The sequence below is a fragment of the Tsukamurella pulmonis genome, assembly GCF_900103175.1.
Taxonomy (GTDB): domain Bacteria; phylum Actinomycetota; class Actinomycetes; order Mycobacteriales; family Mycobacteriaceae; genus Tsukamurella; species Tsukamurella pulmonis.
Genome location: NZ_FNLF01000002.1, coordinates 3,227,104 through 3,246,608, shown reverse-complemented (window position 1 = coordinate 3,246,608; position 19,505 = coordinate 3,227,104). Strand labels below are relative to the sequence as shown.

Annotated in this window: 21 protein-coding genes; 17 read left to right on the top strand and 4 right to left on the bottom strand. The window is 68.5% G+C overall.

Going from position 1 to position 19,505, the window contains the following annotated elements; genetic code table 11:
- The first annotated feature begins 99 nt into the window (after window positions 1-99).
- Together istA and istB are read left to right on the top strand one after the other, a co-directional pair.
- Window positions 100-1,857 carry an IS21 family transposase gene (istA, locus tag BLQ62_RS15895; RefSeq protein WP_231703188.1) on the top strand — a complete coding sequence of 586 codons (1,758 nt, stop codon included), beginning with the start codon at window positions 100-102 and terminating at the stop codon, window positions 1,855-1,857.
- Entirely contained in the window at window positions 1,854-2,681 is an 828-nt protein-coding gene (istB, locus tag BLQ62_RS15890; RefSeq protein WP_068526535.1) for an IS21-like element helper ATPase IstB, read from the top strand. The genes istA and istB overlap by 4 nt, the downstream gene beginning before the upstream one ends.
- Here the strand turns inward: istB and BLQ62_RS23425 are convergent.
- A complete protein-coding gene (locus BLQ62_RS23425) occupies window positions 2,678-2,929 on the bottom strand; it encodes a hypothetical protein (protein ID WP_133298647.1) in 252 nt (83 codons plus the stop codon). The genes istB and BLQ62_RS23425 overlap by 4 nt on opposite strands.
- Before the next feature lie 92 nt (window positions 2,930-3,021).
- Here BLQ62_RS23425 and BLQ62_RS24490 point away from each other — a divergent pair, with 92 nt between their 5' ends.
- The 3 genes from BLQ62_RS24490 (at window position 3,022) to BLQ62_RS15875 (ending at window position 5,255) form a co-directional block, all read left to right on the top strand.
- Complete coding sequence (locus BLQ62_RS24490; RefSeq protein WP_082756964.1) at window positions 3,022-3,195, top strand: BTAD domain-containing putative transcriptional regulator; 174 nt, start codon at window positions 3,022-3,024, stop codon at window positions 3,193-3,195.
- A gap of 204 nt (window positions 3,196-3,399) precedes the next feature.
- Complete coding sequence (locus tag BLQ62_RS15880; RefSeq protein ID WP_082756963.1) at window positions 3,400-4,818, top strand: MFS transporter; 1,419 nt, start codon at window positions 3,400-3,402, stop codon at window positions 4,816-4,818.
- A 26-nt stretch (window positions 4,819-4,844) separates the two neighbouring features.
- Window positions 4,845-5,255 carry a DnaJ family domain-containing protein gene (locus BLQ62_RS15875; protein WP_082756961.1) on the top strand — a complete coding sequence of 137 codons (411 nt, stop codon included), beginning with the start codon at window positions 4,845-4,847 and terminating at the stop codon, window positions 5,253-5,255.
- Between the two features lie 242 nt (window positions 5,256-5,497).
- On the opposite strand, the gene BLQ62_RS15870 is transcribed toward BLQ62_RS15875, so the two are convergent.
- Both BLQ62_RS15870 and BLQ62_RS15865 read right to left on the bottom strand, forming a co-directional pair.
- Window positions 5,498-6,457: a hypothetical protein gene (locus BLQ62_RS15870; RefSeq protein WP_139184223.1), complete on the bottom strand. Its 960-nt coding sequence runs from the start codon at window positions 6,455-6,457 to the stop codon at window positions 5,498-5,500.
- Window positions 6,458-6,708: 251 nt separating this feature from the next.
- Entirely contained in the window at window positions 6,709-7,488 is a 780-nt protein-coding gene (locus BLQ62_RS15865) for an HNH endonuclease family protein (RefSeq protein ID WP_231857759.1), read from the bottom strand.
- A gap of 599 nt (window positions 7,489-8,087) precedes the next feature.
- Between BLQ62_RS15865 and BLQ62_RS15855 the strand changes: the two genes are divergently transcribed.
- The 12 genes from BLQ62_RS15855 to BLQ62_RS15800 all read left to right on the top strand — a co-directional run bounded on the left by BLQ62_RS15855 (window position 8,088) and on the right by BLQ62_RS15800 (window position 18,717).
- The gene (locus BLQ62_RS15855) at window positions 8,088-9,374 is read left to right on the top strand and encodes a glutamate-5-semialdehyde dehydrogenase (protein WP_068568883.1); all 1,287 of its coding nucleotides are present in this window, start codon (window positions 8,088-8,090) and stop codon (window positions 9,372-9,374) included.
- Between the two features lie 46 nt (window positions 9,375-9,420).
- Entirely contained in the window at window positions 9,421-9,870 is a 450-nt protein-coding gene (locus BLQ62_RS15850) for an SRPBCC family protein (protein WP_068568882.1), read from the top strand.
- 55 nt (window positions 9,871-9,925) lie between these two features.
- Window positions 9,926-10,378 carry an SRPBCC family protein gene (locus BLQ62_RS15845; RefSeq protein ID WP_068530532.1) on the top strand — a complete coding sequence of 151 codons (453 nt, stop codon included), beginning with the start codon at window positions 9,926-9,928 and terminating at the stop codon, window positions 10,376-10,378.
- Entirely contained in the window at window positions 10,375-11,277 is a 903-nt protein-coding gene (locus tag BLQ62_RS15840; protein ID WP_068568954.1) for an AAA family ATPase, read from the top strand. The genes BLQ62_RS15845 and BLQ62_RS15840 overlap by 4 nt, the downstream gene beginning before the upstream one ends.
- The gene (locus tag BLQ62_RS15835; protein WP_068529814.1) at window positions 11,277-12,767 is read left to right on the top strand and encodes a vWA domain-containing protein; all 1,491 of its coding nucleotides are present in this window, start codon (window positions 11,277-11,279) and stop codon (window positions 12,765-12,767) included. Before BLQ62_RS15840 ends, BLQ62_RS15835 begins: the two co-directional genes overlap by 1 nt.
- A gap of 31 nt (window positions 12,768-12,798) precedes the next feature.
- Entirely contained in the window at window positions 12,799-13,470 is a 672-nt protein-coding gene (gene nadD / locus BLQ62_RS15830; RefSeq protein ID WP_068529817.1) for a nicotinate-nucleotide adenylyltransferase, read from the top strand.
- Entirely contained in the window at window positions 13,467-13,874 is a 408-nt protein-coding gene (rsfS, locus tag BLQ62_RS15825) for a ribosome silencing factor (protein WP_068529821.1), read from the top strand. Before nadD ends, rsfS begins: the two co-directional genes overlap by 4 nt.
- Window positions 13,874-14,563: a histidine phosphatase family protein gene (locus BLQ62_RS15820; protein WP_068529824.1), complete on the top strand. Its 690-nt coding sequence runs from the start codon at window positions 13,874-13,876 to the stop codon at window positions 14,561-14,563. Before rsfS ends, BLQ62_RS15820 begins: the two co-directional genes overlap by 1 nt.
- Window positions 14,560-15,288, top strand: coding sequence for a diglucosylglycerate octanoyltransferase (gene octT / locus BLQ62_RS15815; protein WP_068529834.1), 729 nt, complete (start codon window positions 14,560-14,562; stop codon window positions 15,286-15,288). Before BLQ62_RS15820 ends, octT begins: the two co-directional genes overlap by 4 nt.
- Entirely contained in the window at window positions 15,285-16,139 is an 855-nt protein-coding gene (locus BLQ62_RS15810) for a DegV family protein (protein WP_068568881.1), read from the top strand. The genes octT and BLQ62_RS15810 overlap by 4 nt, the downstream gene beginning before the upstream one ends.
- Before the next feature lie 126 nt (window positions 16,140-16,265).
- Window positions 16,266-17,201 carry a ComEA family DNA-binding protein gene (locus tag BLQ62_RS15805; RefSeq protein ID WP_082756960.1) on the top strand — a complete coding sequence of 312 codons (936 nt, stop codon included), beginning with the start codon at window positions 16,266-16,268 and terminating at the stop codon, window positions 17,199-17,201.
- A gap of 1 nt (window position 17,202) precedes the next feature.
- Window positions 17,203-18,717 carry a ComEC/Rec2 family competence protein gene (locus BLQ62_RS15800; protein WP_068568879.1) on the top strand — a complete coding sequence of 505 codons (1,515 nt, stop codon included), beginning with the start codon at window positions 17,203-17,205 and terminating at the stop codon, window positions 18,715-18,717.
- On the opposite strand, the gene BLQ62_RS15795 is transcribed toward BLQ62_RS15800, so the two are convergent.
- Complete coding sequence (locus BLQ62_RS15795) at window positions 18,689-19,504, bottom strand: hypothetical protein (RefSeq protein ID WP_068568877.1); 816 nt, start codon at window positions 19,502-19,504, stop codon at window positions 18,689-18,691. The genes BLQ62_RS15800 and BLQ62_RS15795 overlap by 29 nt on opposite strands.
- Window position 19,505 lies beyond the last annotated feature (1 nt).

Here is a 19,505-nt window from a genome sequence, read left to right as displayed (position 1 = left end):
GTTTGCGACTCGCCGGTGGTGTTGCGACGGTTTGATCTGGCCCCACCTGATGGTTGCTCGTGAACATCGTTTCCGAGCCGAAGCAGGTGGTGGCCAATGATGGGATCGAAGGTGGAGCTGTTCGCGCAGATCCGGCGGGACGCCCGGGTCGAGGGCATGAGTATCCGGGCGTTGGCTCGCAAGCATGGCGTGCACCGGAGGACGGTGCGGCAGGCGTTGTCATCGGCGGAGCCGCCGCCGCGGAAGACGCCGGAGCGGTCGTCGCCGCGGTTGGACCGGTTCAAGGCGGCGATTGATGAGATGTTGCGGTCGGATCTGGATGCTCCGCGTAAGCAGCGGCACACCGCGACGCGGATCCGGGAACGCCTGGCGATCGAGCACGATGCGGTCGAGTTGTCGTATTCGACGGTGCGGGACTACGTGCGGGTCCGGCGGGCGCAGATCGAGGTGGAGGCCGGCCGCCGGACGGAGGTGTTCATCGCCCAGGACCACGCCCCGGGCGCGGAGGCGGAGGTCGACTTCGGCGAGGTCTGGGTGATCCTGGGCGGGGTGAAGACCAAGTGCCACATGTTCGTCTACCGGCTCTCGCACTCGGGCAAGGCCATTCACCGGGTCTATCCGACCGGCGGGCAGGAAGCGTTCCTCGAAGGGCACGTCGAGGCGTTCCGCGAGCTCGGCGGGGTCCCGACCCGGCATATCCGCTACGACAATCTCACCTCGGCGGTGGTCGCGGTCCTGCAGGGCGGAGACCGGCGGCGACAGGAGAACCCGCGGTGGACGTTGTTTCACTCGCACTACGGATTCGATCCGTTCTACTGCCAGCCCGGCATCGCCGGGGCGCACGAGAAGGGCGGCGTTGAAGGCGAGGTCGGATGGTTCCGCCGCAACCGGCTGACCCCAATGCCGCAGGTCGAGTCCCTCGATGAGCTCAACGAGCAGATCAAAGCCTGGGAGGACCGCGACGAGGGCCGCCGGATCGACGGACGACTGCGCACCATCGGCCAGGACTACGAGCACGACCGAGCAGCGCTCGCGCCGCTGCCGGTGGAGGATTTCGACCCGGGCCTGATCCTCACACCACGGGTCGATCGGTCGGCGATGATCACCGTTCGGATGGTGAAGTATTCGGTGCCGGCGCACCTGATCGGCCGCCGAGTCCGCGTCTCACTACAAGCCTCCCAGCTGCTGGTCTACGACGGCCGGACCCTGGTCGCGCGGCATCCACGGGTCGCCGGCCGCGGCACCGCGAAGATCGACCTCGACCACTACCTCGAGGTGCTCAAGTTCAAACCCGGTGCCCTGCCGGGATCAACGGCGTTGGCGCAGGCCCGCGCTGCCGGGGTGTTCACCGCCAGCCATGATGCGTTCTGGGCCGCCGCCCGACGAGTCAACGGCGACACCGACGGCACCAGCGAGCTGATCGACGTCCTGCTGCTGCACCGCAGCCTGCCCGCCGCGGCGGTGATCGCCGGCATCGATGCTGCATTGCGGGTCGGGGCGGTGAGCGCCGAGGTCGTCGCCGTTGAGGCTCGCCGCGCCGAAGCCCGCCTGCTCGCGCACGCCTCGGTCGCTGCCGACCAGACAGGTGGGGCCAACGCTGGCCGTCATCTCGATCGCCATGCCGAACGACGCGAGCAACGAGTTGTCAGCCTCACCCAACGACGGCTCGCAGACCCCGCGGCGGTGATCGCCGGCCTGCCACCCGACCGGCGACCGCTGCCCAGCGTTACGGCCTACGACCGCCTGCTCCCGCAGCACCGGCGACGCACTGCCTCCGACGCGCTACCTGCGTCGCTGGACCCACCACCGATTGAGTCGCTGGACCCACCACCGATTGAAAGGCCCACCCGGCTATGACCGCAACCGCCAATAAGAACCAGACGAATGCGCTGGCCCCGTCGTTGCGCCGCCGGGGCGGCCTCACCGAAGAAGCCGCCCTCGCCGCCGTTGACCAGGCCTGCCGGCGCCTACGCCTGCCGACAGTGCGGTCGATGATCGACCAGCACCTCACCGCCGCCGCCAAGCAGCAATTGTCCTACCAGGGGTTCCTCGCCGAACTCCTGCTCGCCGAAGTCGACGACCGGGACCGCCGCTCCACTGTTCGCCGCGTCAAAGCCGCGGGGTTCCCGCGGGAGAAGTGGCTGGCGGACTTCGACTTCGACGCCAACCCCGACATCGAACCCGCCACCATCCACCAGCTCGCCACCGGCGACTGGATCCGCCACGGACTGCCGCTCTGCCTCATCGGCGACTCCGGAACCGGCAAATCCCATCTGCTGATCGGATTGGGAACCGCTGCCGCCGAGCAAGGCTTTAGAGTCCGCTACACCCTCGCCACCAAACTAGTGAACGAGCTGGTCGAGGCCGCTGACGAGAAGCAGCTCGCGAAGACCATCAACCGCTACGGCCGCGTTGACCTGCTCATCATCGACGAGCTCGGCTACATGGAACTCGATCGCCGCGGCGCCGAACTGCTCTTCCAAGTCCTCACCGAACGCGAAGAGAAGAACAGCGTCGCGATCGCTTCCAACCAGTCCTTCTCCGGCTGGACAGACACCTTCACCGACCCACGACTCTGCGCCGCGATCGTCGACCGGCTCACCTACCGCGGCACCATCATCGAAACCGGCACTCACAGCTACCGCCTGGCTCACACCGAAGCAGCAGCTACCGCGGGCTAAGCGCGGCGTTCGTCCTTGACTACCGACAGATGCCGGCGCAAGGCCCGGTTCTGGTGAGTGACATAAACCACGGTCCACCGGGTCGTCAGGTTCGGCAGTGGCTCCCCGTCTTTAATCTTCACCCGGACCGATACCTGATCACCGAGCTGATCATCACGCGCGATCACGAACTCGGCATACGCACGCACCGACTCGCGATCCCAACCAGTCGGCGCAACCACACTGCGCACCCGCGGCCGCCCATCCACACCCCGGACTCTAGCGGCTCAGGGCCCCACTCAGGTGGGGCCGAATGAAACCGCCCTACCGGGGCCAGATCAACTTGACATAGCCAACCGCGCTGACCAGACTGGGCCGCCGTAGCGAGGCGCTTGAGGTGTACGGACGTTTGCTGATCGTCCTACGGGAAGAACTAGGGATCGATCCTTCGCAAGGGTTTCGACGTCTGCATATGCAGATCCTCAATGGCAGCGAACACGACCTTGAGGTTCCTGGCTGGCGGTTGGCCGAGTGAGTCCATCCGATCCGGACTGGCCGACATCGCTGCATCTCTTGTCAACCGCGGATTCGGGATCTTAACCACTGATTGGCGCCCATCATCCCAGGTTGGAAGGACCGGCACGTCAGATCTCGGATCTCGTCAGGGGTGAGCGAGCGGTCGTCTGAACCAGTAGTATGATACAAACGTATCAATCCGCGGTCCTACGGGGGTGAGTCCATGCAGCACGGTGTGGCAGCAACCGGACCTGAGCGCTCTGGCCGTGCGCCGACTGGCATCACGCTGGCGGTGGTCTGTGCCGCACAGTTCATGGTGGTACTAGACGTCTCGGTCGTGAACGTCGCGCTCCCCTCGATCAAGGACTCTCTTGGCTTTGGCGATGGCGATCTGCAGTGGGTTGTAAATGCGTACGTACTCACATTTGCTGGATTTCTACTTCTAGGCGGCAGGCTCGCCGACCTCGCCGGTCGACGGCGTACCTTCTTGGTGGGTCTTGCTATCTTCTCGCTGTCCAGTCTTGTCGGAGGTCTGGTTAGCTCGGCCGGGATGCTGGTAGTTGCTCGGGCGATTCAAGGCCTGGGAGCGGCGATTTTGGCACCTAGCACCCTGACGATACTGACCGCGTCTTTCCCAGAAGGCCCTCGCAGGACGCGTGCATTCGCTACCTGGACCGCCGTAGGCATAGCAGGTGGCACAGCGGGAAACTTGGTGGGAGGCGTTCTCACCGAGTATCTCTCGTGGCGATCTATCCTGTTGATCAATGTGCCGATCGGACTCGCTGCCGCATTGCTGGCCGTTCGAGTCATTGAAGCCGACAGACTGACTCGTCAGCGGCCACGAGTGGATGCCGGTGGGGCTGTGCTGGCAACTGCCGGTTTGGGGACCCTGGCGTACGGGATAACGCTCGCGGCCGACCGCGGATGGGGAGCGCGATCGACAGTGCTCACGGTCTCGGCCGGTGCGTTGTTAGTGATAGCTTTCATTGTTGTTGAGGCGCGATTCACGAACTCTCCATTGATTCCCCTGAAGATCTTCAAGAGTCGTTCGGTTTCGGTAGGTAATATAGCGATATTTCTAGCCGGCGCGTCCCTTAATCCTATGTGGTACTTCTTGACGCTTGCCATGCAGAACGCATTGGGCTACAGTCCTGTGCAAACTGGTCTGGCATTCTTGCCGCACACGGTTGTGGCAATTATTATTGGAGTTGGAGTAACTCCGTGGCTAATGGCACGAGTTGATGGACGAATTCTGATTGCCGGAGGTGCAGTGATTGCCGCTGGGGGCTTCTGGTGGCAGTCTCAGCTGTCGATCGAGAGCACCTATGTTTCGGGAATCCTGCTGCCTGCGATTCTCTTCAGTGTTGGAAGCGGTCTGCTTAATACTCCGATTACTGCGGCGGTCAACTCGGGTATTGCGCCTGACGAAGCCGGTGCAGCTTCGGGTGTGATGAATACGATGAAGCAAGTCGGAGGCGCCCTGGGGCTAGCGGTTCTAGTCACGTTTGCGGTTGCTGACGATAGTGATAAATCTGTGCTCCTTGCCGCATACAATCGTGCGTTTCTCGCTATAGCTGCGATCTTGATAATCACCGCGGCAGTGGCTTTAGCGCTCCCAGCGCGCAGAGACGCTAAGAGGTAGCTTCTACGAGTTCGATTGGAGAGAGAATGACAGAGCGTAAGCCGGCGAGCGTTTCCTTCGAGTCATGGGTTGAATCCCAGATTCAAGCAGCCCAGGATCGTGGCGAGTTCGATAACTTGACTGGTGCAGGGAAGCCTATTCCGCCGGACTCGGTCCTAGATGGAGAGAACTGGTGGGTGCGCAAGAAGATGGAGCGCGAAGGTCTGCGCTACCCGAACCTAGCCGACGATATTCGTCGACGAATCATTGAAGCTCGGAGCGAGGCGATCGCGGCTCCTAGCGCCGCTGCCGCCCGCGCGATTGTCAAACGTATGAACAGTGAAATCCACACTCATAGGATCTCGCCACCCCCAGGGCAGCCTCTGATCCTCCCGCTGATCGACATTGATGAGGTGCTTGGCGAACGCGCTCGTCGCAACGCCCGTACCACTGATTGAACGCAAGATCGGTGAAAGATCGCCGTCGCACCGAAGCGAGAACGCGAGCAGGCTCGGCGCTGCAGGGTCTCGCCACCGCCGGTGAACCGATGACCTTCGTGGTCGTGACGCGTGCGAGCGAAACGTCTCGACCCACCTCAACTACAACCACCTATCGGAGGGGCGTCGCGGTATCGCGGCGTGATGACGCTCCCATCTGAGATTCGATGCGGCTCAGTCGGCCCCCGCCAGGTGCGAGAGGTCTACTCGGCGGGTTCGAGGACGCGAGGATGGATCAGTTCGATCCGCGGTACGTGAATGTCGGCGCCGCCGAGAACCCGCACCCGCGGCCACTCTCCGTCAACCATCTTCAGGCCGGCCTGAGCAGGGGTGAGGTGGCCCTCAGTCGGAATTGAGCACGTCTCGCCCGCTCTGGCTTTGCATCCAGGGCAACTGGTCTTGAACTCAATGCTGATTCGAGACTCCTCGAGGTCACGCTTCTCCTTGTCGGTGGCGTGACGCCAGCATCCGAACCCGTCCTGGTGGCCGACTCCTGCCTGGTACAGCGGCCGCATCTGGCAAGGTTTCCCGTTGATATTCGGCCGAAGGCACCTCTTCTTGAGGCTGCGGTCGAGGTCGTCCTGCTTGGCCTTGATCACCTCGATGTTGAGAGCCATTTGCGTCAGGTAGTCGATGGTGTTGTCGCCGGCCGCTTCGTGCAGGGCAAGGACCTGGCGTGGGGACTGAGCGCCGGTCCAGCGCCGGCTATCCGAGCCGTACACGGCGACGGGACGCTTGCCTGCGACTATGCCGATCGCGACCTCGATGTATTGCTCCAGGCCGGAGTTCTCAGGGGTGTTGAAGACCCGCTCCGGGGAGATGGCGATGCCGTACTCGGCGTGAATCCGGGCGGCCTCGCGATTGAAGTCGTCGACGGCGATCTCCACCTGTCGCAATGCCGTGATCAGCGAGGTGTGATCACGGGCTGCAGGCTGGAGCTCCTGGGGGGATGTTCGGTTGCGTTTTGCTCTGCGAGACATTGGCACGAGCGTGCCAGTAACCGAACCGGTGATTGAGAGGGGGGCGCAGTTGGCACGCCGAGTCAGCGTGCGATCCGCGCGTGCGAATACCACTCTGCCTCTCCCCGATTCAAACCGCAGGCCAGGCGTCTTCGAGGGGGTGTTGAGCTGGTGCTCGGCGAGGTTGAGCGCTTCGATGAGCACGAGCCGAAGTGTCCGCCGCGAACCAGTTGAGGTGGACCGTAACTCGCACGTGCGAGTCTCATGGTGGCGGCGATGTACCCTGGAAGCCCCATTCGTCCAGCGAGGTCTTGGATGAAGACCTGCCGACCGGCGGTGCTGACGCTGCTAAGGAGTGCGCCAGCGGGCGCGGCTACGAGCTCATCACGAGCAGGCGCGGCTGCCCGCGAGCGTTCCGTTCTCAAGACCTTCGCGTACAGGTCGGCCACCCCGAGCTATTCGACTCTGAAGGCCTCCTCCGCCTCGGTCGGCAGCATCTGACGCGAGCAACTCGACAGCACCCGGGTGATGGCTTCCTTCTCGGCTCGCGTCACCCAGAGTCGATACCGAACCTTTACAGCGACCTGTCGCGCCACGTAGTTGCATCGGAACGCCTTGTTGGGCGGCAGCCACGAAGCTGCGTCCGAATCCTTCTTCGCGGAGTTTGGCTCACGCGTCGTCGCAACGAGATTCAGCGGGTCGTTAGCAAGATTGATGCGCTCGGCCAGTGAAAGTTGTTGTGCTCCCTTCTGGAATGCGTCCCCCAAACTCACCGCGTGATCGATGGGAACCAACGGCGAAGTCTTGTCCCCGCGAACGAAGTTCAGCGTCTTGGCGGTATACGGATCCTGCAGTACACCCGACTGCACCACGCACGGCGGAGAGGTCTTCCCAGACCGGGGCTTACAAGTGATATCGGTCAAGTCCCGCGACAGGATGTTCTCGCGAGTGCTCAACGAATCCCCGCCCCACAGAACTGTGTTCGCGTCGGTCCACGCGATCCCGAACTGGCTGCGCGCATATCCGGTCTTCGGTGCGCGCCCCTTGACTGGAAGCTGCTCCAGCGCCGCCAACGCACCTCGACGCCCGTCACCGGCCTCAGTGCCCGCTGCTGCCGTTCCAGACGCAGGAGCGGCCAGAACTGATTCTCCACTACCCGGCGCGATCGAACACCCCGTGGTGCCCGCGATCATCATCACTGCCGCCGCGGCCCCGATCGCTTCGCGACGGGTCACAGCTCCACCGCGTGAGTGGTCGGCATGACCTCGACATGTTGAACGGTCGCGATTGCGGTCGTAACCAAGGGCAGCAGCCACCGAGGCCAACAGGGGGAGCCGCTGCACCTGCCCGCAGCCAAATTCATTAGAGTCACCTCCGTGATGTGCCACACGTCGCTCGTTCAGTCGAAGCGCAGGCGTGCATCGACTTATTGCACGTCAGAGCACTACGGCGGGCTAGCTCCGGAAATTCGCTATAGATAATACGAGTGTCGCAGCCGTTGTGCCCGAGCGGGGCCGACTGATCGTCCGTCCACGCCTTCCCGAAGGCGGCGCGCCGGTAGGGCTGCGGCGCGCGCTCGCGGGCGGCGACGATCCGGACCCCGGCGAGGGGTGCACCCGCGGACGGTCCCGCCGAGGGGGCCGCGGGACCGGAGGAGGGTTCCGCGGAGGAGCGGTCGCGCAGCGCGCCGACGGCCACGAAGACCGCGGTCGCGACCACGAGGAGCAGCGAGATCCACGCCTGCCGCGACAGGCTGCGAGCGGTTCTTCGGCGGGACACGAGCGCAACGTAGCACCGCGCACTGACGATTCCGGCGGCCCCGTATTCTCGGACCATGAGCACGCCCACCGCCTCCGACGCCACCGCCGACGCCGAACTGCGGGCCGCGACCGCCGCGGTCGAGGAGGCGGCCCGCGCCGCCCGCGCCGCCTCGAAGCAGCTGATCACGCTGACCACCGAGCAGAAGAACGCCGCGCTGCACGCCGCCGCCGACGCGCTGCTGGCGCACAAGGACCGCATCCTCGCCGCGAACGCGGAGGACGTCGAGCGCGCCCGCGCCGCCGGCACCGAGGAGTCGCTCATCGACCGGCTCGCCCTCACCGAGGCCCGGGTCGACGGCATCGCCTCCGGCCTGCGTCAGGTCGCCGGGCTGCCGGACCCCATCGGGACGGTGCTGCGCGGATCGACCCTGCCCAACGGCCTCGAGCTGCGGCAGGTCGCCGTGCCGCTCGGCGTGGTGGGCATCGTCTACGAGGCCCGGCCCAACGTCACAGTCGACGCGTTCGGGCTCACGCTCAAGTCCGGCAACGCCGTGCTGCTGCGCGGCTCCAGCTCGGCCGCCTCGTCGAATGCCGCCCTCGTGGCCGTGCTCCGGGAGTCGCTGCAGGCGAGCGGGATCACGCCCGACGCGGTCGCGCTGCTCTCCGCCGATTCCCGGGCCAGCGTCACCGCCCTGATCCGCGCCCGCGGCCTCGTCGACGTGGTGATCCCGCGCGGCGGCGCCGGATTGATCGCGGCCGTCGTGCGCGACGCGACCGTGCCCACCATCGAGACCGGCACCGGCAACTGCCACATCTACGTGCACCCCGCGGCCGACCTCGACATGGCCGAGCGGATCGTGGTCAACGCCAAGACCCGCCGGCCCAGCGTGTGCAACACCGTCGAGACCGTGCTCGTGGACGCGGCGCTCAAGGACGTCTTCCTGCCCCGCCTGCTCGGCACGTTCCAGGCCGAGGGCGTGATCGTGCACGGCGACGAGACCGGCATGGTGCCCGCCACCGACACCGACTGGGCCGACGAGTACCTCAGCCTCGACATCGCGGTGAAGCTCGTCGACGGGCTGGACGAGGCGATCGAGCACATCGACCGCTACGGCACCGGGCACACCGAGGCGATCGTCACCGGTGACCTCGCCGCCGCCCGCGCCTTCACCACCCGGGTGGACGCCGCCGCCGTCATGGTCAACGCGTCCACCGCCTTCACCGACGGCGAGCAGTTCGGCTTCGGCGCCGAGATCGGGATCTCGACGCAGAAGCTGCACGCCCGCGGCCCGATGGGTCTGCCGGAACTCACCTCCACCAAGTGGATCGCGTGGGGCGACGGGCACGTTCGGCCCCGGTAATCGCGACCCGGCCGGACGGGCGCACCGTCGGGGGTAGGTTGTCGCCATGGCAATCAACGAGTCCCTCGAATTCGACATCGACGCGCCGGTCTCCCTGGTCCTCGACACGCTCGCGGACGTCGAGGCGCTGCCGGACTGGTCCTCGGCCCACAGCAACGTCAAGGTGGTCGAGCGCGACGCCAACGGCCGCCCCAGCGTGGTCGACGCGTCCGTCGGCCTGATGATGTTCAGCGACAACCTGACCTTCGACTACGTCTTCACCGACGTCAGCTGCAAGTGGGACACCCGCAACGAGGGCACCGCCGTGCGCAGCCAGGGCGGTATCTACGAGCTCGCGCCCAAGGGCGACGATCAGACCCACGTCAAGGTCACGATGTACCTCGACCCCAAGGTCAAGGCGCCCGGCTTCGTGGTGAAGAAGGGCATCAAGCTGGCCATGGACATCATCAAGAACGGGCTGACCAAGGAGGTCATGAAGCGCAAGAGCGCCTCCTGACCCTCCACCGCCGGGCTCGGTTCGGTGGGGCCGGCGGCACAGCTAGATTGTTGCAATGGCAATCAACGAGAAGGTCGAGTTCGAGATCGACGCCCCCGCCGCGCTCGCGTACGCGACGCTGCTGGACGTCGAGTCGCTGCCCGAGTGGTCGGCCTCGCACAAGAGCGTGACCGTCGTCGAGCGCGACGCGGCGGGCGACCCACGTGTCGTCGAGGTCGAGGCGGGCATGGTCGGGATCAGCGACACGATGCGCTTCCGCTACGACTTCACGCCGGAGACGAAGGTCGCCTGGCAGTCCGAGGGCGAGGGGATGGCCGTGCGTTCGCAGGGCGGGTACTACCAGCTCACGCCCCTCGGCGAGGACCGCGTCCGCGTGCTGTGCGACATGAACATCGACCTCAAGATCAAGCTGCCCGGCTTCGTCGTTCGCAAGGGTGTGAAGATGAGTGCAGAGATCGCGTCGAAGGGCTTCGAGAAGGAGGTCCTCAAACGGAAGGCAGCACGCTGAGTACTCTCGCCGCCACCCCGGCTCCCACCGCCCTGTTCACCAGCGTCGACGACGTCGCCGCCGCGCTCCGCGAGACGGGGTACATCCCGTCCGTGGCGACGGCCACCGCCGTCTTCCTCGCCGACAAGCTCGGCAAGCCGCTCCTCGTCGAGGGGCCCGCCGGCGTCGGCAAGACCGAGCTGGCCCGCGCCTGCTCGCAGGCCCGCGCCGCGCGTTTCGTCCGCCTGCAGTGCTACGAGGGCATCGACGAGGCCCGCGCCCTCTACGAGTGGAACCACGCCAAGCAGATCCTGCGTATCCAGTCCTCCGGCGGCGACGGGGACTGGGACGACACCAAGCAGGACGTCTTCTCGGAGGAGTTCCTCCTCCCGCGGCCCCTCCTGCAGGCCGTGCGCGAGGACGGACCGTCGGTGCTGCTCATCGACGAGGCCGACAAGGCCGACCTCGAGTTCGAGGGCCTGCTGCTGGAGGTGCTCTCGGACTACGCGGTGACGGTGCCCGAGCTGGGGACCATCACCGCCGTGCGCAAGCCGCTGGTCTTCCTCACCTCCAATGCCACCCGCGAGCTGTCGGAGGCGCTCAAGCGGCGCTGCCTCTACCTGCACATCGACTTCCCGGACGCCGAGCTGGAACTGTCGATCATCCGCAGCCGCGTCCCCGACCTGCCGACCGAGGTGGCGCAGCAGCTGCTCCGCGTCATCTCGACGCTGCGCGGGCTGGACCTGAAGAAGAAGCCGTCGGTCTCGGAGACGCTGGACTGGTGCCGCACCCTGCTCGCGCTGGGCGTCACCGGCAGCGCGAACGGCTCCATCGACAAGGCGGCCCTGCGCCCGACGCTGGGGGTGGTGCTCAAGCATCAGGTCGACATCGAGACCGCGGCCACGGCGCTGGGACTGTAATGACGACCGCCGGCACCCCGCTCGATCAGCACCTGCACGCCTTCGTGCGGACGCTGCGCGAGCGGGGCATGGCCATCGGCCCCGGCGAGGCGATCACCGCCGCCGAGGTGCTGACGGTGCTCGACCTCACCGACCGGAGCCAGCTCCGCGAGGGCCTCGCCGCGGTACTGCTGCGCGAGCAGATGCACCGTAAGACCTTCGACGTGATCTTCGACCTGTACTTCCCCGTCCGGGGCGGTTTCGGGGCCGACGGCGCCACCGGCGGCTCCGGCCAGGGCGGGCCGGGCGGATGCCAGGGCGTGCCGGGGGAGGCGCCCGACCAGGTCGACCCGCTGAAGATGCCGGCCGCCGACACCCCGCCCGATCCCGACGCGACGCGCGAGGCGCTGCGGCAGGAGGCCGTCGCCGCGCTGGTGGCGGGCGGCGACCACGACGGCATCGCCAGCCAGATCGTCGAGCAGCTCGGGGAGTACCAGTCGGCCACGGGCACCGCCTTCTCCTCGTACCAGGCGCTCAAAGCGCTGAACCCGCAGACGCTGATCGCCGCCATCGCCAACGGACTGCTCGCCGCCGCCGGCGAGGACGGCGCCGCACCGGGCAGCTTCGAGTACGAGTCGGCGCGCCGGGTCGCGCGCTCGCGCGTCGCGGGCCTCACCGAGCGGGTGCAGGAGCTCACGTCCGTCGCCATGGCGGCCCGACGGGGGCCCGAGGCCGTCGCGCAGTACGCCGCGCCGCAGCTGCCGGAGAACGTCGCGTTCTTCGCCGCCACGCGCACCGAGCTGCACCGCATGGAGCAGACCGTCCGGCCGCTGGCCCGGCAGCTGTCCACGCGCCTGCTCGTGCGCCGGCGCCGCGCCCGTCGCGGCCCCATCGACCTGCGGCGCACGTTGCGCAAGTCGATGTCCACCGGCGGCGTGCCGATCGATCTCGCGCACCGTCGGCCCCGGCCCACCAAGCCCGAGCTCGTGCTGCTGTGCGACCTCTCCGGCTCCGTCGCGGGCTTCTCCAACTTCACGCTGCTGCTCACGCACGCGCTCAGCGCGGAGTTCTCCAAGATCCGGGTGTTCGGGTTCGTCGACTCGGTCGATGAGATCACCGACTACATCGACCCGTCGCGCACGCTCACCGTGGACACCGTGGTGGACATGTTCGACCGGGTGATCCGGGAGACCAACGTCGCGCGGTTCGGCGGCTCGGACTACGGCAACGTCCTGCGGACCTTCGTCCGCGACTTCCCGGACGCGGTCACGCACCGGGGGACGCTGCTGATCCTCGGGGACGCGCGCTCCAACCACACCGACCCCGCGCTCGCCGAACTCGACGAGCTCGTCGAGAAGTCGCGGCACGCCTTCTGGCTCAATCCCGAGCGGAGGGCGTCGTGGGGGACCGGCGATTCCGTCGCCGACAAGTACGGGCGGCTGATCGACATGTACGAATGTCGCACCGCGGGGCAGCTGGCCGAGGTCATCGGCCGCCTGCTGCCCGTGTGACGTCGCAGGGCGACGCATAGGATGGACCGTTATGCGTGAGTCCAGCGCCGCCGGGAACCCCCGCGCCGGTGAGAAGAGCCGCCGTCGCGTCGGCGTGATGGGCGGGACCTTCGACCCCATCCACCACGGGCACCTCGTGGCCGCGAGCGAGGTGGCGGACCGCTTCGACCTCGACGAGGTGATCTTCGTCCCCACCGGCAGGCCCTGGCAGAAGAGCGAGGTCACGCCCGCCGAGGACCGCTACCTGATGACGGTCATCGCGACCGCCTCGAACCCGCGCTTCGGCGTGAGCCGCGTCGACATCGATCGCGGTGGCGACACCTACACCGTCGACACGCTGCGCGATCTGCACCGGCAGAGCCCCGACACCGACCTGTTCTTCATCACCGGCGCCGACGCTCTCGCGTCGATCCTGAGCTGGCAGGACTGGGAGGAGCTGTTCGGGCTCGCGACCTTCGTCGGGGTCTCCCGGCCGGGCTACCAGCTGGCCGCGGATCACCTCTCGGACGTGCCGAAGGATAGATTGTTCCTCGTGGAGGTGCCCGCGCTGGCCATCTCGTCGACCGAATGTCGCGCGCGTGCCGACGCCGGGCGACCCGTCTGGTACCTGGTGCCCGACGGCGTGGTGCAGTACATCGCCAAGCGCTCTCTCTATCAGAGCCGCCCGGCACCGGACCAGACCGTGGACCCAGGAGGATCATGACCGCATCCGATCAGGCCCGTACCCTCGCCGCCATCGCGGCGCGTGCGGCCGACGACAAGCTCGCCCGGGACGTAGTCGTGCTCGACGTCTCCGAGCAGCTCGTGCTGACCGAGGCCTTCGTCATCGCGTCGGCGAGCAACGAGCGGCAGGTGAACGCCATCGTCGAGGAGGTCGAGGACCAGCTCCGCGAGGCCGGCGTCAAGCCCACCCGCCGCGAGGGCGCCCGCGAGGGCCGCTGGGCGCTGCTCGACTTCCTCGACATCGTGGTGCACGTCTTCCACGAGGAGGAGCGCGAGTACTACGCCCTCGAGAAACTGTGGAAGGACTGCCCGCACATCGAGGTCGAGGGCCTGGGCGAGCACGCCCGCACCGAGGGCGCCGACGGAGACCGCGAGGACGCCTGATGCACGTGGAGGACGGTCTCGACTCCTCGGTCGAGCGCCTGACCCCGACGGTGCGCCGGCTCGTCCTGCTCCGGCACGGCCAGACCGCGTCGAACGCCGAGGGCCGCATGCAGGGCCAACTCGACACCGACCTCACCGATCTCGGGCGGCGGCAGGCCGCCGCGGCGGCCCAGGCGCTCGGCGATCGCGATCCGCTCGCGATCGTCAGCTCCGACCTGCGTCGCGCCCGCGACACCGCGGACGCACTGGCGGCCGTGACCGGCGGCACCGTCGAGACCGACGTGCGGCTGCGCGAGACCCTGCTGGGGGACTGGCAGGGGCTCACCCACGCCGAGGTCGATGCCTACATGCCCGGCGCGCGGCTGCGCTGGCGGGACGCGCCCGAGTGGGCCCCGCCCGGCGGGGAGGCCCGGGTGGACGTCGCGGCACGCTCGTTCCCGCTGGTCGAGGAGCTCATCGAGCGGCTGCCGGAGTGGGGCGATTCGGAGCGCCCCGTCGTGCTGGTCGCACACGGCGGCCTCGTCGCCGCGCTGACCGCCCGCCTGCTGGACCTGCCGGTGACCTCCTGGCCGATCCTCGGTGGCCTCGGCAACTGCAGCTGGGTGCAGCTCTCCGGCCACGGCGACGTGCCGCGGTGGCGGCTCGACGTGTGGAACGCCTCGTCGGACGTGGCCCCCGAGGTCCAGTGAGCGCGACGCCGTCCGGCACCCTCCTGGTGCTCAGCGACTCCCTGGGCTTCTACGGGCCCGAGGGCGCGCTGCCGACATCGGATCCGCGGATCTGGCCCAACCTGGTGGCCGCCGAGCTGGGACTGCGCTGCGAGCTCTTCGCCCGCGTCGGATGGACCACCCGCGACGGCTGGTGGTGCGTGACGCAGGACCCGCGGGTCTGGTCGGCCGTGCCCACGGTGCAGGCGGCGGTGCTCGCCCTGGGCGGCATGGATTCGCTGCCCTCGCCGTTGCCGACCGCGATCCGCGAGCAGATCCGCTACCTGCGGCCCGCATCGCTGCGAGCCCGGGCCCGCGACGGCTACGCCGTCCTGCAGAAGACCTTCGCCCCCGTCGGCTGGCCGATGGCGCTGCCGCCGCACGTCACCGTCGATTACCTGGGCAAGACCTACGACTCGATCCACTCCCTGCGCCCCGAGGCGCCGGTGGCGGTGCTCGCGCCGCCCACGCACCGCGCGTTGGCGTACTCCTTCGCGCATCCCGGGTGGGCGCGGACCGAGAGCGCGATGCGGGCCTGGTCCGACGACACAGGCGTGCCCATGGTCCCCCTGCGTGACCTGTGCGAGTGGTCGTTCGACCTGGGGATCAATAACCTGGACGGGATCCACTGGTCGTTCGAGATGCACGAGCAGGTGGCGCAGCGGGTGCTGCGCGCACTGCGCGGCACGGAAGGGGGAGCGCGATGAGTGTCGTCGTGGTGACCGACGCGTCGGCCGCGATCGCCCCGGAGCGGCTCGCCGAGCTGGGCATCCGCATCCTGCCGCTGCACGTGCTGGCCGGCGAGAACGAGTACATCGACCGCGGCACGGGGTACCAGGCGGAGCGCTTCGTCAAGGAGGGCGTGACCACGTCGGGCCCGTCGGTGGGCGAGGTCCGGGAGGTGCTGGCGGCCGCGGTCGAGGAGGCCGGCGTCGACGGCGTCGTCGTGATCACCATGAGCTCGCACCTGAGTTCCACCTACTCCACGTCGGTCGCGCAGGCGGCGCTGATGGACGCCGACATCACGGTGATCGACTCGCGCAGCATCGACATGGCCATGGGCTTCGGTGTCCTCGAGGCCGCGCGACTGGCCCGCGCCGGCGCGTCCGCCCAGGAGGTCTCCGACGCAGCGCAGCAGGTGCTCGACGGTGCCGAGGGTTTCTTCTGCGTCGCGACGCTCGACCACCTGCGTGCCGGTGGCCGGGTGAGCGCCCTGGCGAAGCTCCTCGGCGGCGCGCTGCAGATCGTGCCCGTGCTGCGGTTGCAGGACGGCCGGATCGTCTCCGAGCGCAAGACCCGCACCGTCTCGCGGGCGCGGGATCAGTTGGCGGCGCTGGCGTCGCAGCACCTCGGGAACCGGCCGTCGCGCGTGGCCGTGCACCACGTCGAGGCGCCCGAGGCCGCGGAGCGCGTCGCCGCGCTGGTCAAGGAGGAGTTCCCGCAGCTGCAGGAGCTGGTGATCGGCCCCTTCGGCGGCACCATCGCTGCGCATCTCGGGCCGGGCGCGGTGGGCGTCGCGGTCGCGCCGGCGCTCGTCGCCGACGAGGCCGAGGCCTAGCACACCCCACCGTCGGTGCGGCCCGTGCCGGGCCGTTCCTCCACAGGTTCGGGGTTATCCACAGGCGCCCCGTCGCCAGGCCTTCTGCGGCGCTGTCCGACGGTGTCGTCGTTCTACGTTCGTCGCATGAACGGCGAACGAGAGGCGACGGCCGGCACCGGCCTCGCGGATGAGCAGATCTTCGCGCGGCCCGCGTGGCTGGAGGACTTCGGGGCCGATGCTGCGGCGGGCCGGGCGGCACTCGGACGGGTGCGTGACGACGAGGACGACGACCGCGCGCCCGGGCGGCGCACGCGCAGGGACGACGACGACTTCTGGGACGATCCGGAGCCGTCGGGGTGGCGCTCGACCGTCGACCGGGTGCGCACCACGCCCAGGGCCGCCGTCGCCCTCGTGGTGGTGGGGGTGATCGCCGCCGTCGTCGCGGCGGTGGTGGTGTTCGGACCGGCGCGCGAGGGCGGAACCGGGGAGTACCCGGTGGTCGACTTCGCCGGTGCGTCCGCATCGGTGGAACCGTCCGCGCCCACGCCGCCGTCCGCCGCGCCGCCGTCCGCCGCGGCCCCCAGCGCGGCGCCGGCGGAGCTGGTGGTGGCGGTGGTCGGCCTGGTGCGCGCGCCCGGCCTGCACCGGCTGCGGCCGGGGGCCCGCGTCGCCGATGCGCTGACCGCCGCGCGCGGGGCCCTCGGCGGCGCCGACACCACGAACCTCAACCTCGCTCAGCCCCTGCGCGACGGGGACCAGGTGGTCGTCGGCGCGGTGGACCCGAAAGCCGGGGTGACACCGCGCAGTTCGGTCACCTCGGGATCGGCGCCGGGCGCCGCGTCATCGTCGGGTGCGCCGGGCACGGGAGCCGCCGCAGCGGCCGGCACCGGATCGGTGAACATCAACACCGCGAGCGCTGCGGAACTCGACCGGCTGCCGGGCGTGGGCGCGGCGACGGCGGCCGCGATCATCGCCTACCGCGAGCAGAACGGTCCCTTCCGCTCGGTGGACGATCTGGGAAAGGTCAGCGGGATCGGGGACGCGAAGCTGGCGAAGATCAAGCCGATGGCCACGGTGTGACGTGCAGGAGCGGCTCGACCTGCGGCTGCTGCCCGCGGCGCTGATCTGCTGGGCGGCCGCGGCGATCGCCCTGATCTCGGCGGCCGCGGCGTCGTGGGCGGCGGTCCTGCTGGCGGCGATCGCGGCGGCCGCCGCCGTCGCGCGGCGGCGGGACGCGCGGCCCGCGGCGCAGGCGATCTGCCTCGTGGTGGCCGCCGCGGCCGGGCTCGGCGCGGGAGTCGCCGCGTCGGTCGCGGTGCGCGTGCACGACCGCGAGCGCGCCTCGATCGCCGAGTACGACGGACGCGGTTCGGTCGAGGTCCTGCTGGAGATCGACGAGTGGCCGCGGCAACGATCGGGCGATCCGGGCGGCCACCTCGACGCCTCGCGGGTGCTGGTGGCAGCCACGGCCGTGGCGGTGCGGTCGGACCCGCCGACGGGCGTGCACGGCGCAGTCCTGCTCCTCGGCGCGACACACGATCTGGGCGCCCTCGTGCCGGGGCAGCACGTCGCGATCCGCTCGACGGTGCTGCGCAGTACCCGGCCGGGGCTCGTGGCGGCCGTGCTCATCGGTGCGGGGGAGCCGAGAGTGCTCGAGCGCGCGCCGCCGTACTTCCGGGCCGCTGCCGCGGTGCGCCGCTCGCTCGCAGCGGTCGCGGGGCAGTCCCTGCCCGTCGACGCCGCCGGGCTGCTCCCCGCGCTCGTGCTCGGCGACGAGTCCGCCACGCTCCCGACGGTGCGCGGTGACTTCCAGGACTCCGGCCTGACCCACCTGACGGCCGTGAGCGGCGCCAACTTCGCGATCATCGCGCTCTGCGTGCTAGGCCTGTGTGCGGCGCTCGGACTGCCGCTGCGGGCACGCGCCGTGGTGACGACGGTGGCGATCGTCGCGTTCGTCGGGTTGGTGGGGCCCACCGGGTCGGTGGTGCGGGCGGCGGTGATGGGCCTGGTCGGCGTGGCGGCGCTGGCGCTGCGTCGCGGGCGGCAGCCGCTGGTCGCGCTGTTCGCGGCGATCATCGTGCTGATGCTGGTCCGGCCGGCGTTGGCCCGCGACATCGGCTTCGCGCTGTCGGTGGTGGCCACCGCCGGCCTGGTGCTGTGGTCGCCGGTACTGCGCGATCGGCTGGTGACCGCCCGCGTGCCGGACACACTGGCGGGCCTGCTGGCGGTGACAGTGGTGGCGCAGGTGGTGACGCTGCCACTCGTCGTCGCGTTCTCGGGTCGGGTGCCGCTCGGCGGCGTCGCGGCGAATCTGCTGGCGGGGCCGGTGATCCCGGTGATCACCGTGGTCGGCACCCTCGCGGCTCTGGCCGCGCCCGTCCTCGGCCCCGTCGCCGCGCTCGCGGTGCGCGCCACGGGACCGGAGCTGTGGTGGGTCATCGGCGTGGCACGGTGGTGCGCCCGGATCGGCGTGATCGACGTGCCGGGCGGCGCGGCCACCGGGATCACGCTCGTCGTGGCGTGCGCCGTCGGCTTCCAACTCCGATCGTCGTCGCGATGCCGTGCCTCTACTCTCCGCGGACGAACGCGTCGATGATCTGCTCTAGAGTCCTGCCTTCGGCGAATCGGAAGCAGGCGACGGCGTCATCCCCTTCTAGTTGCGCTACGGCGTAGTCCTTGCGGGCTTCCCATCGTGCGGGTCGGCCGAGTGTCGGTGACATTGCGCGCCATTCGAATGTGCTCTCGGCAGGTGCAAGCGAAAAGAGGTCCCAGCACGGCGTAGATCGGGTGGCCACCGCCGTGAGAAGCCAACGCTCTGCGAGCGGTAGCGGGCGGATCGAAGCGGGAGAATCGTCGCCGACGTAGATGTCGAACATCGAGTCATTCCGTTTGAACGTCCACCGAAGACCGAGCAGGTCGAATCGGAGCAGCCGGTCGTTGTGAAGCTCGATGTCAGCACCGAGGTTCTCGATGGCCCTCATGCAATTGGCGCTGACGCAACGCTCGTCGATGTCACGTTCTCGTTGGCGTTCCTCACGCTCCTGCTTTTCCAATCCGATGGGCTTGTACTCGTCGTGGAGGCGTTTGAAATTCACTGGCGCTCCGCCGGAGAGTTTATGGTGCAACCAGGCCGGATCGATCTGCTGCCAATACACCCAGTACAGGTTCCTAGGTGCAGTGCCGCGGGTGATCGGGTAGTCGTCGACTAGCAACTGCACTCCGTGGTCGATCGACCACACTGCGGCGTACACGTCATCGACGCGTGCCAACCACGACCACCCGATCGACCCGACGTGAGGCTCCGCCGCACCGAGGAAGGCGCTGAGCGTCGTTCCCGGTCTGACCGTCTCGGTCGATGCGTGGCTGTCGATGTCGTCGCCCATA